We start from the raw sequence: 19,370 nt of genomic DNA, 5'->3' as shown, positions 1-19,370 counted from the left end.
GACCGTCAGGCCCGGGGCTTCTCCCGCATCTCGAAGGTCTCCACGACGTCGCCTTCCTTGATGTCGTTGAAGTTCCCGAGCGTCAGACCGCACTCGAAGCCCTCGCGGACCTCGGTCACGTCGTCCTTGACCCGGCGCAGCGAGGCGATCGACAGGTTGTCCGCCACGACCATGTTGTCGCGCAGCAGGCGGGCCTTCGAGTTGCGCCGGATCGTCCCGCTCATCACGAGGCAACCGGCGATCGAGCCGAACCGCGAGGAGCGGAACACCTGGCGGATCTCCGCCCGGCCCAGCTCGATCTCCTCGAACTCCGGCTTGAGCATGCCCTTGAGCGCCTGCTCGATCTCCTCGATGGCCTGGTAGATCACCGAGTAGTAGCGGATCTCCACGCCCTCGCGGTTGGCCAGCTCGGTCGCCTTGCCCTCGGCCCGGACGTTGAAGCCCAGGACGATGGCGTCCGACGCGGTGGCGAGGTTGACGTCACCCTCGGTGATGCCGCCGACGCCGCGGTGGATGACCCGCAGCTCGACCTCGTCGCCCACCTCGATCTTCATGAGCGCGTCCTCCAGCGCCTCCACGGTGCCGGAGTTGTCGCCCTTGATGATCAGGCTGAGCTGGCTGGTCTCCTTCAGCGCGGCGTCGAGGTCCTCCAGCGACACCCGCTTGCGCCGCGACGCCAGCTCGGCGTTGCGCTCGCGGGCGCGGCGCCGGTCCGCGATCTGGCGGGCCACCCGGTCCTCCTCGACGACGAGGAAGGTGTCGCCCGCGCCCGGCACCGACGTGAAGCCGATGACCTGCACCGGACGCGACGGCAGGGCCTCGTCGACGTCGTTGCCGTGCTCGTCGAGCATCCGCCGGACGCGCCCGGAGGCGTCGCCCGCGACGATCGAGTCGCCGACGTGCAGCGTGCCGCGCTGCACCAGCACCGTGGCCACCGGACCACGGCCGCGGTCGAGGTGCGCCTCGATCGCGACGCCCTGGGCCTCCATGTTCGGGTTGGCCCGCAGGTCCAGCGCGGCGTCCGCGGTGAGCAGGATCGCCTCGAGCAGCTGCTCGATGTTCGTGCCCTGCTTCGCGGAGATGTCGACGAACATCGTGTCGCCGCCGTACTCCTCCGCGACCAACCCGTACTCGGTGAGTTGCTGGCGGATCTTCGCCGGGTTCGCGCCCTCGACGTCGATCTTGTTCACCGCGACCACGATCGGCACGTCGGCCGCCTGGGCGTGGTTGACCGCCTCCACCGTCTGCGGCATGACGCCATCGTCGGCCGCGACCACGATCACCGCGATGTCCGTGGACTTCGCACCGCGGGCACGCATGGCGGTGAACGCCTCGTGACCCGGGGTGTCGATGAACGTGATGAGCCGCTCCTCGCCGTCCAGGTCGGTGTCGACCTGGTAGGCGCCGATGTGCTGGGTGATGCCGCCGGCCTCGCCCTCGCGGACGTTGGTCTTGCGGATCGTGTCCAGTAGGCGCGTCTTGCCGTGGTCGACGTGACCCATGACGGTGACGACCGGCGGCCGGATCTCCAGATCCTCCTCGCCCCCGGCATCCTCGCCGAAGGAGATGGAGAAGCTGTCGAGCAGCTCCCGGTCCTCCTCCTCCGGGCTCACGACCTGCACGTTGTAGTTCATCTCGGTGCCGAGCAGCTCGAGCACCTCGTCGGAGACCGACTGCGTCGCCGTCACCATCTCGCCGAGGTGGAACAGCACCTGCACGAGGGAGGCCGGGTTCGCGTTGATCTTCTCGGCGAAGTCGGTGAGCGACGCGCCGCGGGGCAGCCGGACGGTCTCGCCGCGGCCCTTGGGCAGCCGCACACCGCCGACCGACGGCGCCTGCATGGCGTCGTACTCCTGGCGCTTCTGCCGCTTCGACTTGCGGCCCTTGCGGGCCGGGCCGCCGGGACGCCCGAACGCACCCGCGGCACCGCCGCGGCCACGACCGCCGCCACCACCGGGACGGCCACCGCCGCCACCGGGACCGCCGCGGAAGCCGCCGCCCGCCGGAGCGCCGCCGCCACCGCCGCCGGGGCCACCCTGGCCCCCGCCACGGAAGCCGCCGCCGCCACCGCCGGGACGGCCCCCCGGACCGCCCGGACGTCCGCCACCGGGGCCACCGGGACGTCCGCCACCGGGGCCACCGCGGCCACCCGCCGAACCACCCGGCCGACCGGCCGGGCGCGGCGGCATCATGCCCGGGTTCGGGCGCGGAGGCATGTTGCCCGGCGACGGGCGCGGGCCGCCCGGACGCGGGCCGGGACGCGGCCCGCCCTGGCCGGGGCCGCCGCTACGACCGCCGGTCTGCCCGGGCGCGGTGCCCTGGCCGTGGGCGGGCGCGGACGGCGGCGGGCCCGGACGCGGCGCGGTCGAGCGCGGCGGGGCGCCGGAGCCGACACCGAAGGGGTTGTTGCCGACGCGCGGCGTGCGCGGGCCGGGACGCGGCGCCGCCGGGCGCGGCGGGACGACCGCGGCACCGGTGCCACCGTCCGAAGAAGGCACGGGCGGCACTGAGGGCACAGCAGGCGCCGATGCCGCAGAAGGCGTCTGCGCCGGCGCGACGGGCGCGGACGGTCCCGCCGCCGCGGCGGGACGCTGCGGCTCGACGGGCTGCTGCGCCGGGCGCTCGGGCTCGGCGGGACGCGGCGGAGCCGGGCGCGGGCCGGGCTTCGGCGCGTTCGGCCGGTCGGCCGCGGGGCGCGCAGGCTGCTGCGCCGGGGCCACCGACGGGCCGGGCTGCGCGGGGCGGGCCGGCGCCGCGGGGGCCGAGCCCGACCGGGCCGCCGCCGCGGGCCGCTGCTGGGGCGAACGGGGACCCGGCCGCGGCGGGCCGGGGACCGGGCCGCCGGACGGGCGCTGCGACGGCGCGGGCGCACCCGAACCACCGGCGCCACCACCACCCGGGCGCGGACGGCCGCCGCCAGGGCGGCGGCGTGGGGCGTCGCCACCGGACGACCCGTTGGACATCGCCTCCCGCAGCTTGCGCGCCACGGGGGCCTCGACGGTCGAGGACGGGGACTTCACGTACTCGCCGAGATCCTGCAACTTGCTGAGAACGACCTTGCTACTGACCCCGAGCTCCTTCGCGAGCTCGTGCACACGGGCCTTGCCTGCCACTGCACTCCTCGAATTTCCGGAGGCCGGCGGCGCATGCCCGCGCGACCTCGAACCTAGTGTCGAAGCACGTTCATGGTGCGATCTTCACGACTGGCTCATGACGGGTCGACCCTGCTCTCCGCTCCTGACGGGCCAGGGGGTGTCCCCGGCCCCGCACACACCTGCTCCAGGTACCTGCGCACCGCCCCGGCGTCCAGCGGGCCCTCCACGCGCAGTGCGCGGGAGAACGCCGATCGACGTTCGGCACGGTGCAGGCACTCCCGCTCGGGGTGCAACCAGGCACCCCTCCCGGGAAGCCGCCGATCCGGGTCCGGGGTGAGCACCCCGTGCACGGCAACGACTCGCAACAGGCTGCCGGCCGGTGCGCGGGTGCGGCACCCGACGCAGGTCCGTACCGGCTGCGGAGAGTGTACCCCGTCGCCCGCCCGGCGCCCGACCTGGCCGGGGCCCCCATCGCCCGCCGTGACGAGCGTGCCGAAGCTTCCGCGATCGCGCCCGGCGGGCTTCAGGCCCCCGCCTCCGGGCCTGCCGCGGCGGCAGGCGCCGTGACCCGCGGGTCCGCGTCGCTGCGGATGTCGATGCGCCACCCCGTCAGCCGGGCCGCGAGCCGGGCGTTCTGCCCCTCCTTGCCGATGGCCAGGGACAGCTGGAAGTCCGGGACGATCACCCGCGCCGTCTTCGTGCGGGCGTCGAGCACCGTGACCGAGACCACCTTCGACGGCGAGAGCGCGTTGCCGACGAAGGTCGCCGGGTCCTCCGACCAGTCGATGATGTCGATCTTCTCGCCGGCCAGCTCGCTCATCACGCCGCGCACCCGCGCGCCCATCGGGCCGATGCAGGCACCCTTGGGGTTCACCCCCGGCACCGTCGACCGCACCGCGATCTTCGTGCGGTGCCCCGCCTCGCGCGCCACCGCGACGATCTCGACCGAACCGTCGACGATCTCGGGGACCTCCAGTGCGAACAGCTTGCGCACGAGGTTGGGATGCGTACGGGACAACGTGATCTGCGTCCCACGCATTCCCCGCGACACCGCCACCACGTAGCAGCGGATCCGCTCGCCGTGCCGGTACTGCTCCCCCGGCACCTGCTCGGCCTGCGGCAGCACGCCCTCCGTCTGCCCCAGCGACACGACCACGACCCCGCGGGCGTTGGCCCGGGCGTCGCGCTGCACGACCCCGGCGACGATCTCGCCCTCCTTGGCCGCGTACTCGCCGTAGGTGCGCTCGTGCTCGGCGTCGCGGAGGCGCTGCACGATCACCTGGCGGGCGGTGGTCGCCGCGATCCGGCCGAAGCCCTCCGGGGTGTCGTCCCATTCCCGGTCGACCTGGCCGTCCTCACCCAGCTCCTGCGCCATCACGCGCACGACACCGGTCTTGCGGTCCACGTCGATGCGCGCCTGCGGCTGGTGGCCCTCCGTGTGCTTGTACGCGGTGAGCAGCGCCGTCTCGATCGCCTCCATGACGGTCTCGAACGGGATGTCCTTGTCGCGCTCGATGGCGCGCAGGGCCGCGATGTCGACGTTCATGCCGTCCCTCCGGGAGTGGCGGTGGGCACGGTGGGCTGGGCACCGAGCAGGCGCAGCTCGTCCTCCGGCGGCGGCCGGAACTCGACCTCGACCCGGGCGTGCGCCACGTCGGCGTAGCGGAGCTGCACGGGCGTGCCGTCCACCAGCAGGGTGACCGACGTCTCTCCCGCGTCCCCGACCCGGCCGGTGAGCGTGGTGCCGTCCGCGCCTCGCACCGCGACCAGCCGCAGGTGCGCGCGCCGCCAGTGCCGGGGAGCGGTGAGCGGGCGGTCGACGCCCGGGGAGGTGACCTCCAGCGTGTAGGACCCGCCGATCAGGTGCTCGTTCTCGTCCAGCACGGCCGACACCGCCCGGCTCACGCGGGCGACGTCGTCCAGACCCACCCCGTCCTCGGAGTCGACGACCAGGCGGACGGTGCGCCGGCGACCCGTGGCGCGCACGTCCACCTCGTCGAGCTCGAAGCCGGTGCCGGCGACGACCGGTTCCAGCGCGCCGTGCAGCTGCTCGGTGAGCTGCTCGGGGCGGGGGGCTGGCATCTCGGTACTCCTGCGGGTCGGGTCTGGGCTCAGGTCGTCGGGTTGCTCGGGTCCGCGCTCGCCCGCCGTCGATCGACGACGACGGGTCTGCCAGGGTATCGCGACATGCGAGGACCGAACCGCCGGCAGGTGCTGGCGGCGATCGTGCTGGCCCCGATCGTGTCGGGCGGGATCGGTGCGACGGCCGGCTGCGGCCTGTTCGAGGACGGCGCCCCGGACCCGCTGGTCCCGCTCGCCGCACAGGCACGTGCCGATGCCGCCCTCGCGGACGCCGTCGCCGCCGATGTCGCTGCCGGGGCGAGCACCGCGCAGGTGCGCGAGATCGTGGCGGCGCGCACCGCCCACGCCGACGCCCTGGACGCCGAGATCACCCGACGGTCGGGTGGCGCCGCACCGGCCGCACCGGCCGCACCGCCCGCCGGCGCCGTCACCCTCGTCGCCCTGCGCACGGCGCTCACCGGCGCGGGGCAGGACGCCGCGCGGGTCGTGCTGGACCTGCCCGCGGACCGCGTCGGCCTCGTCGCGTCCGTGGCCGCCTGCTGCTCCGCCCACGCGGCGGTGCTCGCGTGAGCACGAACCGGCCGCCCATCGACGACGCCGCCACCGACGCGCTGCAGGGCGCGCTCGCCGCCGAGCACGCCGCGCTGTGGTGCTACTCGCTCGTCGTCGCGTTCCTCCCGGCCGACCAGGCGGCCCAGGCCCGCGCGGACGCCGACGCGCACCGCGACCTGCGCAGCCGGGTCGCCCAGACCCTCACCGACGTCGGCAAGCGGCCCGTCTCGGCGCTGCCCGCGTACGCCGTGCCGAAGCCGGTCACGGACGCGGCGTCGGCGGCCGCGCTCGCCGCCGTCGCCGAGACCGACGTCATGGCCGCGTGGCGCTCCGTCCTCGAGCACACGGCGTACGTGGAGCTGCGCCAGGTCGCCGTCACGACGCTCACGGCGGCGACCGTGCGCTGCGCGCGGTGGCGGCGGATCACCGGCGAGCATCCGGCGGTCCCGGACTTCCCCGGCCTGGGGTGAGCGGCCCGTAGGGTCTGCGCGCGTGGAGAGCACCGTCGTCGAGATCCGTACGGGCGACCGCGAGGCGGTCGTCGACCTCACCGGGCACATCGCCGAGTTCCTGCGCGCCGGCAGCGCCCGCGACGGCCTGCTGCACGTCTGGGTCCCGCACGCCACCGCGGGTCTCGCCGTCATCGAGACCGGCGCGGGCAGCGACCCGGACCTGCTCTCCGCGCTGCGTGACCTCCTGCCGGCCGACGACCGCTGGCGCCACCGCCACGGCAGCCCCGGCCACGGCCGCGACCACGTCCTGCCCGCCCTCGTCGCCCCGTTCGTGACGGTGCCGGTGCTCGGGGGGCGCCCCGCGCTGGGCACGTGGCAGTCGGTGTGCCTTGTGGACACCAACATGGACAACCCGGTGCGCTCCGTGCGGCTGTCGTTCCTGGCGGGCTGACCGGATCGGTACGCTGCCCTGGTGAGCACCCCCGCCAGCGCCTTCGGGCCGTACCGGCTCGACCGGCTCATCGGCCGGGGCGGCATGGGCGAGGTCTGGGAGGCCTACCACACCGCCCAGGACCGCACGGTGGCGCTCAAGCTGCTGCTCGCCGAGCTCGGCGACGACCAGGAGTACCGCATCCGGTTCCTGCGGGAGTCGCAGGTCACCGCCCGGCTCAACGACCCCCACGTCATCCCCATCCACAACTGGGGCGAGATCAACGGGCAGCTCTACCTCGACATGCGCTACATCCAGGGCGAGGACCTCGGCGAGGTCATCGACCGGGACGGCGCGCTGCGGCCCCCGGACGCCGTCGCGATCATCTCCCAGGTCGCGCGCGCCCTGGACTCGGCGCACAAGTCCGGCCTCGTGCACCGCGACGTCAAGCCCTCGAACGTGCTGCTCGCCGCCGTCGAACCCGGCGAGGAGGCCTTCGCCTACCTCGTGGACTTCGGCATCGCACGCGCGCTCTCCGGCAACACCGCCGCAGGGCTGACCAAGGCGGGCACCGCCGTCGGCACGCTGGACTACATGGCCCCCGAGCGGTTCCTCGAGGAGGCCGTCGACGGCCGGGCCGACGTCTACTCCCTGGCGTGCGTGCTCTACGAGGCGCTCACCGGGGACCGGCCCTACCCCGTCGAGGGGCTCGCCGCCCGGATGAACGCCCACCTGCGCCAGCCGCCGCCGAAGCCCTCCGCCGCCGGAGCCCCCGCCGCCCTCGACGACGTCGTCGCCCGGGGGATGGCGAAGGACCCGCGCGACCGGTTCGCCTCCGCGGGAGCGCTCGCGGCAGCTGCCCGCGCCGCGCTCACCGGGCCGGTGCCCGTGCCGGAACCCCCGGCGCGGCCCGTCGCCGCAGGTGAGGAGACCATCCTCGTCCGCCGCGGCGAGGTACCGCCGCCTCCGGGGCCTCCGTCCGGGCACCATGCGCCGGACTCCGGCCCCACCTCCGGGCCGCGCCCCGCCGTGCAGGGGTCGCCGAGCCGCCCGAAGGATGCGCGGCCCGCGGCGGCTCGCGACGGCAGGCCGGGTGGTGCCGACGCCCGACCTGCAGCAGGCGGTCCCGGCGCCCGGCCCGGCGGCTCCGACGCCCGGCCCGGGGCGGGCGGCTCCGCCGCCCCGCCCGGTGGCGACGGCGGGCCCGCCGGCGACGACACGCTCCCCGCCGCGGGCGCTCCTGCCGCCCGCTCCGGCGGGTCCGACCCGCGATCCGGCTCCGCAGGGGGCCGGGGCGCACCCGATCCCCGGGTGGGCGGCGCTGGCAGCGCTGGCGGCGCTGGCGGCGCTGGCGGCGCTGGCGGCGCTGGCGGCGCTGGCGGCGCTGGCGGCGCTTCGGAGGCACGACCCGGCAGCGGGACACCGGGCGGCCAGTCCGCGCGGCCAGGCAGCCACCCACCGGGCCGCGACGGCAGGCGGGACGCCGCGCGCGAGCCCGCGCGCGGCGCGGGCGGCTATCCGGCCGACGCACCCACCCGCCTGAACAGGCCACCCCACACTCCCGGCCCCACCGGTCACCCCGGACCCGCCCGGCACGGCGGCGGACCGGGCGGCAGCCACGGTGCACCCGGTGGCCGGGGCGCCGGTGCGGGCGGGCAGCAGGCGAGCCCCGGCGCGAACAGCGCGGGCGTCCGGCCCCTGGTCGGCTCCCCGCGATCGCACCCGACGGTGCCCGGGCCGCCCCCGGGTCGCCCCGGCCCGTTCGGCAGCGGGCAGTTCCCGCCCCCGAACTGGGAGATGTCCCCGCAGGCGGCGCGCGGTTCACGGATGCCGCTGATCATCCTCGCGCTGGCGGTGGCGATCATCATCGCCGTGCTGGCGTACCTGCTGATCTGAGCTGCCCGGCGGGAGCGGGGGCGGTGCCGGTCTCTTGCCCGGCGGGACCGGCCGGTGCCCGCCGGACCGCCGCGGCATCGTGCACCGCCGCGCCGCCGTCACCGAGGGAGGGTGCGCAGCCCACTTCGCAGAGGGTGCCCACGCCTCGCAGATGCTGCAGCCCCTGCGAGGCGTGTGCCATCCCTGCGAAGCACCCCGACGGCCTCTGCGAGGCGTACGCCGACCCTGCGAAGCACCCCGGCGGCCTCTGCGAGGCGCACGGCGACCCTGCGAAGCACCCCGGCGGCCCCTGCGAAGCGCACGCCGACCCTGCGAAGCACCCCGGCGGCCTCTGCGAGGCGCACCCCAACCCTGCGAGGCACACGGCCGAGCCCTGCGAAGCGCACCCAAGCCCTGCGAAGCACTCCCGCCCCGGCGGGTCCCGCCGGCTTCAGAGCTACAGCGCCAGCCTCGCAGAGGGTGCACACGCCTCGCAGATGCTGCAGCCCCTGCGAGGCGCACCCCAACCCTGCGAGGCACACGGCCGAGCCCTGCGAAGCGCACCCAAGCCCTGCGAAGCACTCCCGCCCCGGCAGGGCGGACCCGACCTGGCGAACCGCGGCCCCGCGCGGACGGGCTCTGCCAGGCGCACCAAGAACCTGCGAAGCACACCCGCCCCGGCGGGGCCGCCGGCCTCAGAGCTACACCGCCCCCCTCGCAGAGGGTGCACCCGCCTCGCAGATGCTGCAGCCCCTGCGAGGCGCACCCCGACCCTGCGAAGCACCCCGGCGGCCCCTGCGAAGCGCACCCAAGCCCTGCGAAGCGCCCGGGCGGGCTCTGCGAAGCGCACGCGCCCCGGCAGGCCGGACCCGACCTGACGAACCCGCGCCCGCGCGCTACCGGCTGATCGCCGCGAGCCGGTCCGCCACCTCCTCCGCCGTCGCCGGCCGGGCGTCGTCCGCCGCGAGGCAGGCGCGCACCAGGTCGGCGACGTCGGCGGCCAGCGCGGGGTCGATCGCCGGCTTGCTGGACAGCACCTTGCGGATGGCGAGAAGCGGCTGGGCGTCGGGCAGCTCGCCGTAGAGCCCGGTGCCGGAGATCGCGCGGTGGATGGTCGCGCCGAGCGCCCACACCTCGGTGCGGCGCGACGGCCGCGCACCCGCGAGCAGGTCCGGGTCGGTGAATTCCACTGAGCTGGCGCGGCCCATGCCGGTGAGGGTGTTGCCGGGATTGAGGAACCGGGCGAGGCCGAGATCGGAGAGCCGGCCGCCGATCTCGTCGCCGCCCCCCGGCTCATCGCCCTCGGCGAGCAGGATGTTCGCGGGCTTGATGTCGCCATGGGCGAGCCCTGACTCGTGCAGGGCGTGCGCCGCGCGCGTGGCGTGCTCCAAGGCGCCGAGCACCGCGGCCTGGGACAGCGGACGGGCGGGCGAGGCGAGCGAGCCGAGCGGGAAGTACTCCATCGCGTAGACGAAGCTGTCCTCCAGCACGGCGTCGAAGACCCGCACCAGGTACGGCGAGCGGACGGCCGCGAACGCCCGCAGCTCCCGCACGCCCCGCTCGTAGGCCTGCTCGCCGACGCGGTCGCCGAACACCTTCAGGGCGACGAACTCGTCGTCCAGGCCGAGCCGGGCCGGGGGCCGGGCGAGGTAGAAGCGGCCGTGGTTGCCCTCGCCGAGCAGCCGCACGATCTCGTAGTCCGCGACGGCCGCCGGCGTGGGCGAGGTCGCCCGCTCGGTGGCCAGGGCAGCCGGAGTGGCCGGAACGTCCATGTGTGCCTCCTCTACCGGACGCCCGAGGGCGACTCGAAGACGAACGTGCGACCGCCCAGGCGCACCCGCATGCCGGGCGTGAGCCGGTGGGTCTCGCCCGGCCGCAGCGCCGTCCATGCCTGCTCGCCGGGCGCGGCGTAGTGCGTGCCGTTGCGCGAGTTGCAGTCCGACAGGAGGACGTCCCAGTCGTTGAGCCGCACCTCGGCGTGCACCCGGGAGACCGCACCAGAGCGGTCCTCGATCGAGATCGACCGCAGGGCTCCGGAGCTGACACGCTCGTCGACCTCGGGCATGCGGCCGAGCAGGTACTCGGCGTCCACGGTGTACGTGGCGCCGTCGTCGAAGACCAGCAGGCCGAGCGGCGGCCTCGGTCCGAGAACGAGCACGCCGGTCTGCTGGTTCATGCGGATCCCGCAGATGACGCAGAAGTGCGAGCGCGGGTCGTTCAGGTGCCCGCGCGAGCAGAGGTGCCCGCGGGCCTGCGGAGGCGTGGCGATCGACGTCGGCTCGTCGTCCGGCAGCGGGGTGCCGGGCGCCCCGCCGGCCTCCAGCGGTGGGCGCAGCTCGGGGGCCGGGCCACCGAGGATGGTGTCCGCGCGCCGGGGCGGGCGGGGCTGCGTGTCCGGGTCCGGCCCGGGAGGGGGCGGGAGGAACTGCGTCGGCGGCTCCGCCGAGAGGGGCGGGGCCGGGGTGAGCTGGGTGGGCTCGTCGCCGTCCGCGACGGACGGCGCGACGGGAGCCTCGCTCACCGTGCCCTCAGCAGTAGGCACAGCAGGCACAGCAGGAGCCGCAGGAGCCGCGGCCGCGTCCGGCACCACCGTCGACCCCGCAGCGTCCGCCGCCTCCGGCGAGTCAGCGGGAGCGGTGCCCGGGTCGGCGGACTCCGCAGGTGTCTCGGGAGCCTCGACGCCCTCCCGACCAGCGCCCGACCCGAACGACCCCGGCTCGCGCTGCGCGACGCTCGCGGCAGGATCGGCGGGCGCCACCGCGAGCCGTGCGTCCGCTCCCAGCAGCACGACCGCCGCCCCGGGGACGATCCCCGCCTGCAGGTCGTGCACGGACGCGGGCAGCCCGGGCTGGACGGGCGCACCGTCCAGCGTGAGCAGCACCGGCGCGTCCGGGCGCGGCAGCAGGCGGTCCGCCCAGGCGGCGGCGTCCGTTCCGGAGATCGTGGCCCCCTGGCCACCCGTGTCGCCGGGCTCGGCGACCATGCTCACCGCGCCGTAGCAGAACACCGCGAGCCCGTCGTCCCCGGTCGCGGACAGCGTGCCGAACCGCAGCGTGTCCGGCGGCCCGTCCGACCCGCCGAGCCACGTCGCGAGGCGACGGGCGAGCATCCGGCCCGGCGCCTCCCCCGCGTTCTCCCGGCAGATGTCGAGCAGACGGCGCACGTGCGCCTCCCCGTCCGCCTCGCCCTGGGCGACGACGACGATGCCGGGGAACCGCGCGACCACACCGTCGCCCGCGGCGACCGCCGCGCGCAGGCCCTCGAAGTCGCCCATCTCCTACACCAGCCTTCCGCCGCGGAACCGCCAGTGGATGAACGGCACCCGCATCGGCCCGTTCGCGATCAGCCAGACCCACAGCCACGTCGTGACGAAGAGGATGACGTACGCGCCGATCGGCACCGCGGGCCCGTCGATCCCGGGGACGAGATCGAGCTGCAGCAGGATCCAGACGAGCAGGCCCTCGTTCACCACCGTGATGAGCCCGAAGAACGTGGGCCAGTCCTTCTCCCAGCGGAACTGCTGGATGAAGTGGTAGATCAGCTCCCAGCCGATGCCGAGCACGATCGTCGCGACGAGGATCGTGAACGTCACGCGGTAGTCCGCCGACAGCGGGCCGGGCAGGCCGGGCAGGACCGGGGTGAGGATCAGCGTCCAGATGCCGCCGACGACGACGAGCAGGAAGATCCGGGTCTGGATGCGTCCGTTGAGCGTGGGTAGCACGTCTCCCCCTCAGATTCGCTTGCCACGCGCCCACTTCCACCACTGGCTGGTGGAGCGGAACGGGCCGAGCTTCTTGCAGAACTTCAGGCGTGCGAGGTCGTCGGCGATCTCCTGGGCCGCGATCTGCAGCCCGAGGAACGTGTCGACGCCCGGGAAGTAGCCGCCGAGCGTAGCGGTGCCGGAGGCGTACATCCGACCCGGCTCGCTACGGGTTCCGCGGACCTCGAACGTGCGCTCGACGTCGAGACGGTCCAGCGGGTTGCGGCCGGCGCCGCTGTGGTCCAGCAGGTCCGCGAGCACGCGGTGCTCGCGGATGTCGGCCTCCAGGCCGGTGCAGTCGATCACGCCGATGACCCGCACGGTCTGCGGGCCGTTCGCGGTCTTCAGCTCGACGCGGACGAATCCGGGCCCGTCCGGCTGCATGGAGACGATCTCGCCCTGGAAGTCGCGGTACCAGCCCTCGCGGCGGCCGCGCTTCATCTGCTTCTGCCAGGATTTGCGCTTGGGGGTGTTGGTGCCGCCGAAGATCTTGTACAGGTCGGCGCGCTCCTTGCCCTCGAGCTTGCGGACGCGGGCCTTGAGCTGGCCGCCCCACACCGACTTGGGGTAGTTGAACCCCTGGTACGCCCAGCCGTCGCCGCCCTTGCGGCGCATCCAGAGGTTCGGGCCGTGCGCGGTGGTGATGTAGGTGCGGAACACGTGCAGGATCTGCGTCTGCAGCCCGCGGGCGTCCCGGTCGTCGATGAGGCGCTGCAGCACCCGGGAGGCGACGATGCCGCCGCCGCGGACGAGCACGACGCCGGGGGCGGCGTGGAGGCGCTCGTAGATCTGCTCGTGCGGCTCGTAGGCGTTGACGACGCTGCCGTAGTCCCGGAAGCGTTCGCGGTACTCCATGAGGTCGGGCAGGAACTTCAGGCCCGGGTAGCCGATCGCGACGTGCACGAACCGGCTGCGGTAGGCGACGCGCCGGGTGCGCGAGGCCCCCTCGGGCGGGGTGATGAGCGTGAAGTAGCCCCCGCCCTGGCGGCGACGCACCATCCGCACCTGCGCCTTGACGACCACCTCGGGGTAGCCGATGCGGTGGTACTCCTTCTCCATCGACGCGAAGGCCTGCCCCGCCTTGGGCGTGTAGTAGTCGGTGAAGATCGGCTCGACGGCGATCTGGAACAGCGGCTCGACGAACTTCCGCAGCGACTTCGCCGAGAACGCCTCGCGCACGGCGTAGCTGGGGAAGCCCCAGATGTTGTCCGGCGTCGACGCGGAGTCGCTGCGCAACCGCTCAGCGCGCGGGATCTGGGAGACGCGGGTGAGGTACTCGTAGCTCTCCCACGGCGTCTCGAGCTGGGTGAAGACCCGCATCGACGACGTCGGCACCCCGCAGATACGCAGGTAGTCCACCGTCACGAACGAGCCGATGCCCCCACCGAAGGACACGAAGGGGATGTCGACGATCGGGATCCCGGCTCTGGCGACCATGTCGTCGGTCCACCAGTCGGTGTGGATCAGCTCGTCGGTGAGGTCTCCCGCGCCGCCGCGCGGCGAGGGCTCCGGGTCGGGGATCCGCCCCGCGCCCGGCAGCTGGACGGTGTCCTCGCGCATCTCGGGTTCCCTTTCCCCTGCTCGCCCCGGCCGGGACCGGCCGGGTGGCACCAAGACTCTCGATCACGCGCGTCGGCTCGTTAGCCGCCGACCGAGTGAATCGGCACCACAGTGTTGTCGCAGGGTAAAGGCCGGTTCATGGATCTCATGGGACCGGGGGCATCGACGTCCGAGTTATGGTTTCGGCGAGGTCCCACCGCATGGTGACGACCACGCGGGCACGAACGACGGAAGGGGGCCGGATGCTGCAGTCGATGTTCGGTCCCTACCGGATCGAGGAGCTCCTCGGGCGGGGCGGGATGGGCGAGGTCTACCGCGCCTACGACACCAAGACCGACCGGATGGTCGCGCTGAAGCTGCTGCCCGCCCATCTCGCGGAGGACGACGAGTACCAGGCGCGGTTCCGCCGCGAGTGCAAGGTCGCGGCCCGGCTCAACGAGCCGCACGTCGTGCCGATCCACCACTACGGCGAGATCGACGGCCGGCTCTACCTCGACATGCGGCTGGTCGACGGGACGGACCTGTCCGCGTGGCTGCGCGCGAACGGCCCGCTGGCGGCGGACGTCGCGGTGGCGGTGGTCGGGCAGGTGGCGCAGGCGCTGGACGCCGCGCACAAGGACGGACTGGTGCACCGCGACATCAAGCCGTCGAACGTGCTGCTCGCGGGCGTCACGAACGGCGTCGAGGTCGACGCGGCGTCGGTGTTCGCCTACCTGTTCGACTTCGGAATCGCGCGCGCCCGCGACGGCGCGCTGAGCCCGGACGAGCTCTCGCTCACGATGGCCGGGGTGATGCCCGGCTCGCCCAGCTACGTGGCCCCGGAGCGGTTCCGCGGGGTGGAGGGCGACCCGCGTGCGGACGTCTACTCGCTGGCCTGCGTCCTGCACCAGGCCCTGGTGGGGCGGCCGCCGTTCGAGGGCGACCTGCCCTCGCTGATGCGCGCGCACCTGCAGGCCCCGGCGCCGAAGGCGTCCACGCTGCGACCGGGTGTGCCGACCGGGCTGGACGACGTGGTGGCCAGGGGCATGGCCAAGGAGCCCGCCGACCGCTACGCGACGGCCGGGGCGCTCGCCGGCGCCGCCCGCGCCGTCATCGCCGCGAGCCAGGCGTCGGGCGTCCACCCGCACGTGCCGGCTGACCGCACCGTCAACCTGGGTGACCGCACCGTCGCCGGGGCTGTCGGGACCGTCGGCACGGGCACGCCGGTCACCACGCCCCGGCCCGGGCTCGCCGAGCAGCGCCCGCCGACGCCCCGCACCGAACGGATCGACACGCCCACGCGGCGCCCGGCCCGGCCCGTGACGGGCACCTCGGCCGGCCCCGCCTACGCGACATCGTCGCGCCAGGCCCCGCAGCCCACCTACGGCGCGATCCCGCCGCCCATCCCCCACCAGGCGTTCGCCCCACCGGTCGTCACCCCCGTGCCGGCACCGGCACGCCGCAAGCGGACGTCGATCCCGCTGGTGCTCACGGCGTTGCTGCTCTCCGCGGTGGTCGCCATCGGCGCCGTCTCGCTGCTGTCCGAGCTGAACACGCCCACCACCGGCGGCACGTCCGGCTCCAGCGGGTCCACCACCACCTCGCGCGCGCCGCTCACGGAGGACGAGAAGCTGCTCGCGGGCCTGCCCACCGGGTTCTCCGACGCCAACTGCGACCCGGATCCCCAGACCCGCGACAAGGTCGGCGCCGTCGCCTACGTCAACTGCAACAACGGCCCCGCGGACGGGCCTGGCACGGCCTCGTTCGCCCGGTTCGCCACCACGGACGCCCTGGAGCAGGAGTTCCTGCGCGCCGCGGGCGACGCCCGCATCGTGGCCTCGCCGAGCGAGAAGATCGACGTCTGCCGCGAGGGGCGCACGAACCTCGGCCCCTGGGGCCGCAACACCAACACCAACGTCGTCAGCGGGCAGGTGGCGTGCGTGGTCGCCCGCGGGAACGGCGCGGCCTACCTCCTGTGGAGCGACGAGGAGACGCGCTCGTTCGGCTACGTCACCCGTGCCGACGGCAAGGCCGCCGTCCTCTACGACTGGTGGGCCGGAGCGAACTTCCGGCTGCTCTGATGCCGGACGACGACACCGCACCCGCGCCAGGATCGTCGCTCACCTTCGGGCGCTACCGCCTCGACACGCTGCTCGGCCACGGGGGCACCGGGGAGGTCCACCGGGCCTACGACGGGGCGACGGACCGGTTCGTCGCGCTCAAGCTGCTCGCCGAGCACCTGGGCGAGCTGCCCGGCTACGCGGCGCGGTTCCACCACGAGTGCGAGCTCGCCGCCCGGCTCACCGAGCCGCACGTCGTCCCCATCCACTCCTACGGCGAGATCGACGGCAGGCTCTACGTCGACATGCGGCTGGTCGAGGGCGTGGACCTGCGGTCATGGCTCGCCGAGCACGGCCCCCTGGCCCCGGACGTCGCCGTCGCCGTGGTCGGGCAGGTGGCCAGGGCGCTGGACGCCGCGCACGCGATCGGGCTGGTGCACCACGACATCAAGCCGTCGAACATCCTGCTCACCACCCCGGACTCCGGCGTGCTGGATGCGACGGACGTGTTCGCCTACCTGCTGGACTTCGGCATCGCGGGCGCGCGCCGCGAGCTCACCCGCAGCGGCGAGCGGGTCGTCCCGGGCACGCCCGCCTACATCGCCCCCGAGCGGCTGCGTGGAGCGGACGGCGATCACCGCGTCGACGTCTACGCGCTGGCCTGCGTGCTGCACGAGGCCCTGACGGGCCGTCCGCCCTACACCGGCGACGCGGTCGCGCTCGTCGCCGCGCACCTGTACGCCCTGCCGCCGCCTGCGTCGGAGATCGTCGCGGCCGTACCGCCCGGGCTGGACGAGGTGATCGCCACCGGGCTCGCGAAGGACCCGGAGGACCGCTACGCCACCGCGGGCCGGCTCGCCGGGGCGGCCCGTGCCGCGATGGGTTCGGCCTCGCGCCACGTGCCGCTGCTCGGGGCGCCCGAGGCGGCGTCGTCGACGGGCCGCACCGAGCCGTTGGGCTTGGGGCGGGCCGGTGCGGCCGACCAGGCCGAGCCGGAGCCACCGGGCCGCCCCGAGCCCGTGGGGCAGGTCAGCCACGTCGCGGTCCCGGTCGCGGTGCCGCCGCGGCGGCGCCCGGCCCGGCTCGCCCGGGCGGCGGTGACGGTGGTGGCGGTGGTGGCGGTGGTGGCGGCCCTCGCGGTCGCCGGCACCGCCGCAGTCGCCTACCTGCGCGGCGGCGGCACCACCGACCCCGACTCCATGCTGCTCGCGTCGCTCCCCGCCGGGTTCTCCGGCGCGAACTGCCGGGCGGTCCCCGAGCAGCGGGCCGCGACCGGCGCCGTCGCCTTCGTCCGCTGTGCGGACGGCCCCGCCGACGGCCCACAGGTGGCGGAGTTCGCACGGTTCCCGAGCGCCGACGCCCTCCAGCGCGAGTTCGCCCGCCAGGTCGGTGCGGGGAACAGCCGGTTGACCGAGAGCGGGACCGTCGACGGCTGCCCGCAGGGCCGGACCGTGCGGGCCCGCCTCGCCGCGGGGGCGGCGGGTCCCGTGACCGGTGGCGGCTGGATCGCGTGCGCTGTGGCCGCCCGGGGCGGCGGCCCCTCGGCCGCCTACCTGCTCTGGATCGACGACGGCACGCTCACGATGGGCTACGTGCGCCGCGACGACGCCGACGCCGCCGCCCTCTACGACTGGTGGCGGCGGGCGTCGGTGCGCACCGGGTGAGCCGTCACGCGCCCCGCACGAGCGCGGCGAGGTGCGCGACGGCCCCGTCCACCGGGATCTCCGTGCGTTCGCCGCTGCGGCGGTCCTTGACCTCGACCAGGCCGTTCGCGAGCCCCCGGCCGACGACGACGATCGTCGGCACCCCGATCAGCTCGGCGTCGGTGAACTTCACCCCGGGGCTGGCCGAGCGGTCGTCCAGCAGCACCCGCAGGCCCGCGGCCTCGAGGTCCGCCGCGAGCCGCTCGGCGCCCGCGGCGATCTCGCCGGTCTTGCCGGCGATCACCACGTGCAGGTCGAACGGCGCCACGGCCCGCGGCCAGATCAGCCCGGACGCGTCGTGGCTCTGCTCGGCGATCACCGCGACCAGCCGCGACACCCCGATGCCGTAGGAGCCCATCGTGATCCGGACGGGCTTCGAGTCCGGGCCGAGCGCGTCGAGCCCCAGCGCGTCCGCGTACTTGCGGCCGAGCTGGAACACGTGCCCGATCTCGATGCCGCGCGCGGCGGACAGCGGCCCGCTGCCGTCGGGAGCGGGATCGCCCTCGCGCACCTCGGCGGCCTCGATCGTGCCGTCCGGGGTGAAGTCCCGGCCCACGACGAGGTCGACGACGTGGTGGTCGGCCTTGTCGGCGCCCGTCACCCACGCCGTGCCGGTCACGATGCGGGGATCGACGAGGAAGCGCACCCCGTTCGCGGCGAGCGCTCCCGGCCCGATGTAGCCCTTGACGAGGAAGCCGTTGCGGGCGAAGTCCGCCTCGTCGAGCAGCGCCACCTCGGCGGGGTCCAGCGCCGCCTCCAGCCGCTTCATGTCGACCTCGCGGTCGCCCGGCACGCCGACGGCCAGCAGCTCCCACTCCTGAGCCCCAGGCCTGCGGATCTTGACCAGCACGTTCTTCAGCGTGTCCGCCGCGGTGAAGGTGCGGCCCAGGCCCGCCCCGTTGAGGAAGTCGACCAGCGACTCGATCGTCGGGGTGTCCGGGGTGTGGTGCACCTGCGCCTCGGGCAGGCCCTCGACCGCGCGGGCGGGCGGGGGTGTCGTCGTCACGGCCTCGACGTTCGCGGCGTACCCGCCGGGGCTCGCCACGTAGGTGTCCTCGCCGGTCTCGGCCTCGGCGAGGAACTCCTCGCTCGCCGAGCCGCCCATCGCGCCCGACGTCGCCTTGACCACGACGTAGCGCAGCCCGAGCCGGTCGAAGATCCGCGTGTAGGCGTCGCGGTGCAGCCGGTAGGACTCGGCGAGACCGTCGTCGGTGAGGTCGAACGAGTAGGAGTCCTTCATGAGGAACTCCCGCCCGCGCAGGATCCCGGCGCGCGGCCGCGCCTCGTCGCGGTACTTGTTCTGGATCTGGTACAGGATGACCGGGTAGTCCTTGTACGAGCTGTACTCACCCTTCACGACCAGCGTGAACAGCTCCTCGTGGGTGGGCCCGAGCAGGTAGTCGCCACCCTTGCGGTCCTTGAGCCGGAAGATGTTCGGGCCGTACTCGGTCCAGCGGTTCGTGGCCTCGTAGGGCTCGCGCGGCAGCAGCGCGGGGAACTGGATCTCCTGGGCGCCGATGGCGTCCATCTCCTCGCGCACGATCTCCTCGATCGCCCGCAGCACCTTCAGCCCCAGCGGCAGCCAGGAGTAGACCCCCGGCGCGACGCGCCGGACGTAGCCGGCGCGGACCAGCAGCTTGTGGCTGGGCACCTCCGCGTCGGCCGGGTCCTCGCGCAGGGTCCGCAGGAACAGCGACGACATCCTGGTCAGCACCCGTCGAAGGGTAGCGAGCGCCCCGGCGGCCGGTCGTCCCGGTTCCGGTTTCCGGTGGGGCTCACCCCACCCGCGAGGTGGGGACCTCATACCTTCCTCACGCCGCGC

At 74.7% G+C, this 19,370-nt stretch carries 15 protein-coding genes; 6 read left to right on the top strand and 9 right to left on the bottom strand.

All coding sequences use genetic code 11. The features are described 5' to 3' along the window. Positions 1–5 precede the first annotated feature (5 nt). From infB to rimP, 4 genes are all read right to left on the bottom strand, one after another. The gene (infB, locus tag AB7J25_RS04165; RefSeq protein WP_428505181.1) at positions 6–3,113 is read right to left on the bottom strand and encodes a translation initiation factor IF-2; all 3,108 of its coding nucleotides are present in this window, start codon (positions 3,111–3,113) and stop codon (positions 6–8) included. 95 nt (positions 3,114–3,208) lie between these two features. Then, a complete protein-coding gene (locus tag AB7J25_RS04160; protein WP_428505179.1) occupies positions 3,209–3,700 on the bottom strand; it encodes a YlxR family protein in 492 nt (163 codons plus the stop codon). Beyond that, positions 3,619–4,641: a transcription termination factor NusA gene (nusA, locus tag AB7J25_RS04155; protein WP_428505177.1), complete on the bottom strand. Its 1,023-nt coding sequence runs from the start codon at positions 4,639–4,641 to the stop codon at positions 3,619–3,621. The genes AB7J25_RS04160 and nusA overlap by 82 nt, the downstream gene beginning before the upstream one ends. Beyond that, a complete protein-coding gene (rimP, locus tag AB7J25_RS04150) occupies positions 4,638–5,177 on the bottom strand; it encodes a ribosome maturation factor RimP (RefSeq protein ID WP_428505175.1) in 540 nt (179 codons plus the stop codon). Before rimP ends, nusA begins: the two co-directional genes overlap by 4 nt. Positions 5,178–5,282: 105 nt before the next feature. On the opposite strand from rimP, the gene AB7J25_RS04145 reads away from it, so the two are divergent. The 4 genes from AB7J25_RS04145 to AB7J25_RS04130 are packed head-to-tail and all read left to right on the top strand — an operon-like array spanning position 5,283 to position 8,507. Next, entirely contained in the window at positions 5,283–5,747 is a 465-nt protein-coding gene (locus tag AB7J25_RS04145) for a hypothetical protein (RefSeq protein ID WP_428505173.1), read from the top strand. Continuing rightward, on the top strand, positions 5,744–6,199 hold the full coding sequence (locus tag AB7J25_RS04140; RefSeq protein ID WP_428505171.1) for a ferritin-like domain-containing protein: 456 nt from the start codon (positions 5,744–5,746) through the stop codon (positions 6,197–6,199). Before AB7J25_RS04145 ends, AB7J25_RS04140 begins: the two co-directional genes overlap by 4 nt. 22 nt (positions 6,200–6,221) lie before the next feature. Then, positions 6,222–6,632: a secondary thiamine-phosphate synthase enzyme YjbQ gene (locus AB7J25_RS04135; protein ID WP_428505169.1), complete on the top strand. Its 411-nt coding sequence runs from the start codon at positions 6,222–6,224 to the stop codon at positions 6,630–6,632. 21 nt (positions 6,633–6,653) lie between these two features. Continuing rightward, a complete protein-coding gene (locus AB7J25_RS04130; RefSeq protein WP_428505167.1) occupies positions 6,654–8,507 on the top strand; it encodes a protein kinase domain-containing protein in 1,854 nt (617 codons plus the stop codon). An 875-nt stretch (positions 8,508–9,382) separates the two neighbouring features. Here AB7J25_RS04130 and AB7J25_RS04125 read toward each other — a convergent pair. From AB7J25_RS04125 to AB7J25_RS04110, 4 genes are read right to left on the bottom strand one after another with little or no spacing between them, the layout of a single operon-like run. Then, complete coding sequence (locus AB7J25_RS04125; protein ID WP_428505165.1) at positions 9,383–10,258, bottom strand: serine/threonine-protein kinase; 876 nt, start codon at positions 10,256–10,258, stop codon at positions 9,383–9,385. An 11-nt stretch (positions 10,259–10,269) separates the two neighbouring features. Then, complete coding sequence (locus AB7J25_RS04120; protein ID WP_428505163.1) at positions 10,270–11,760, bottom strand: FHA domain-containing protein; 1,491 nt, start codon at positions 11,758–11,760, stop codon at positions 10,270–10,272. Between the two features lie 3 nt (positions 11,761–11,763). Beyond that, positions 11,764–12,207: a hypothetical protein gene (locus tag AB7J25_RS04115; protein WP_428505161.1), complete on the bottom strand. Its 444-nt coding sequence runs from the start codon at positions 12,205–12,207 to the stop codon at positions 11,764–11,766. Positions 12,208–12,216: 9 nt separating this feature from the next. Further along, complete coding sequence (locus AB7J25_RS04110; RefSeq protein ID WP_428505159.1) at positions 12,217–13,806, bottom strand: hypothetical protein; 1,590 nt, start codon at positions 13,804–13,806, stop codon at positions 12,217–12,219. 242 nt (positions 13,807–14,048) lie between these two features. On the opposite strand from AB7J25_RS04110, the gene AB7J25_RS04105 reads away from it, so the two are divergent. Then, complete coding sequence (locus AB7J25_RS04105) at positions 14,049–15,866, top strand: serine/threonine-protein kinase (protein WP_428505157.1); 1,818 nt, start codon at positions 14,049–14,051, stop codon at positions 15,864–15,866. Then, on the top strand, positions 15,866–17,509 hold the full coding sequence (locus AB7J25_RS04100; protein WP_428505155.1) for a protein kinase domain-containing protein: 1,644 nt from the start codon (positions 15,866–15,868) through the stop codon (positions 17,507–17,509). Before AB7J25_RS04105 ends, AB7J25_RS04100 begins: the two co-directional genes overlap by 1 nt. Before the next feature lie 4 nt (positions 17,510–17,513). On the opposite strand, the gene AB7J25_RS04095 is transcribed toward AB7J25_RS04100, so the two are convergent. Continuing rightward, on the bottom strand, positions 17,514–19,262 hold the full coding sequence (locus tag AB7J25_RS04095; RefSeq protein WP_428505153.1) for a proline--tRNA ligase: 1,749 nt from the start codon (positions 19,260–19,262) through the stop codon (positions 17,514–17,516). Positions 19,263–19,370: the final 108 nt, after the last annotated feature.

The sequence above is a fragment of the Pseudonocardia sp. genome (assembly GCF_050246655.1).
Taxonomy (GTDB): domain Bacteria; phylum Actinomycetota; class Actinomycetes; order Mycobacteriales; family Pseudonocardiaceae; genus Pseudonocardia.
The sequence above is the reverse complement of the archived record's forward strand: the minus strand, read 5'-3'. Positions and strand labels throughout refer to the sequence as shown.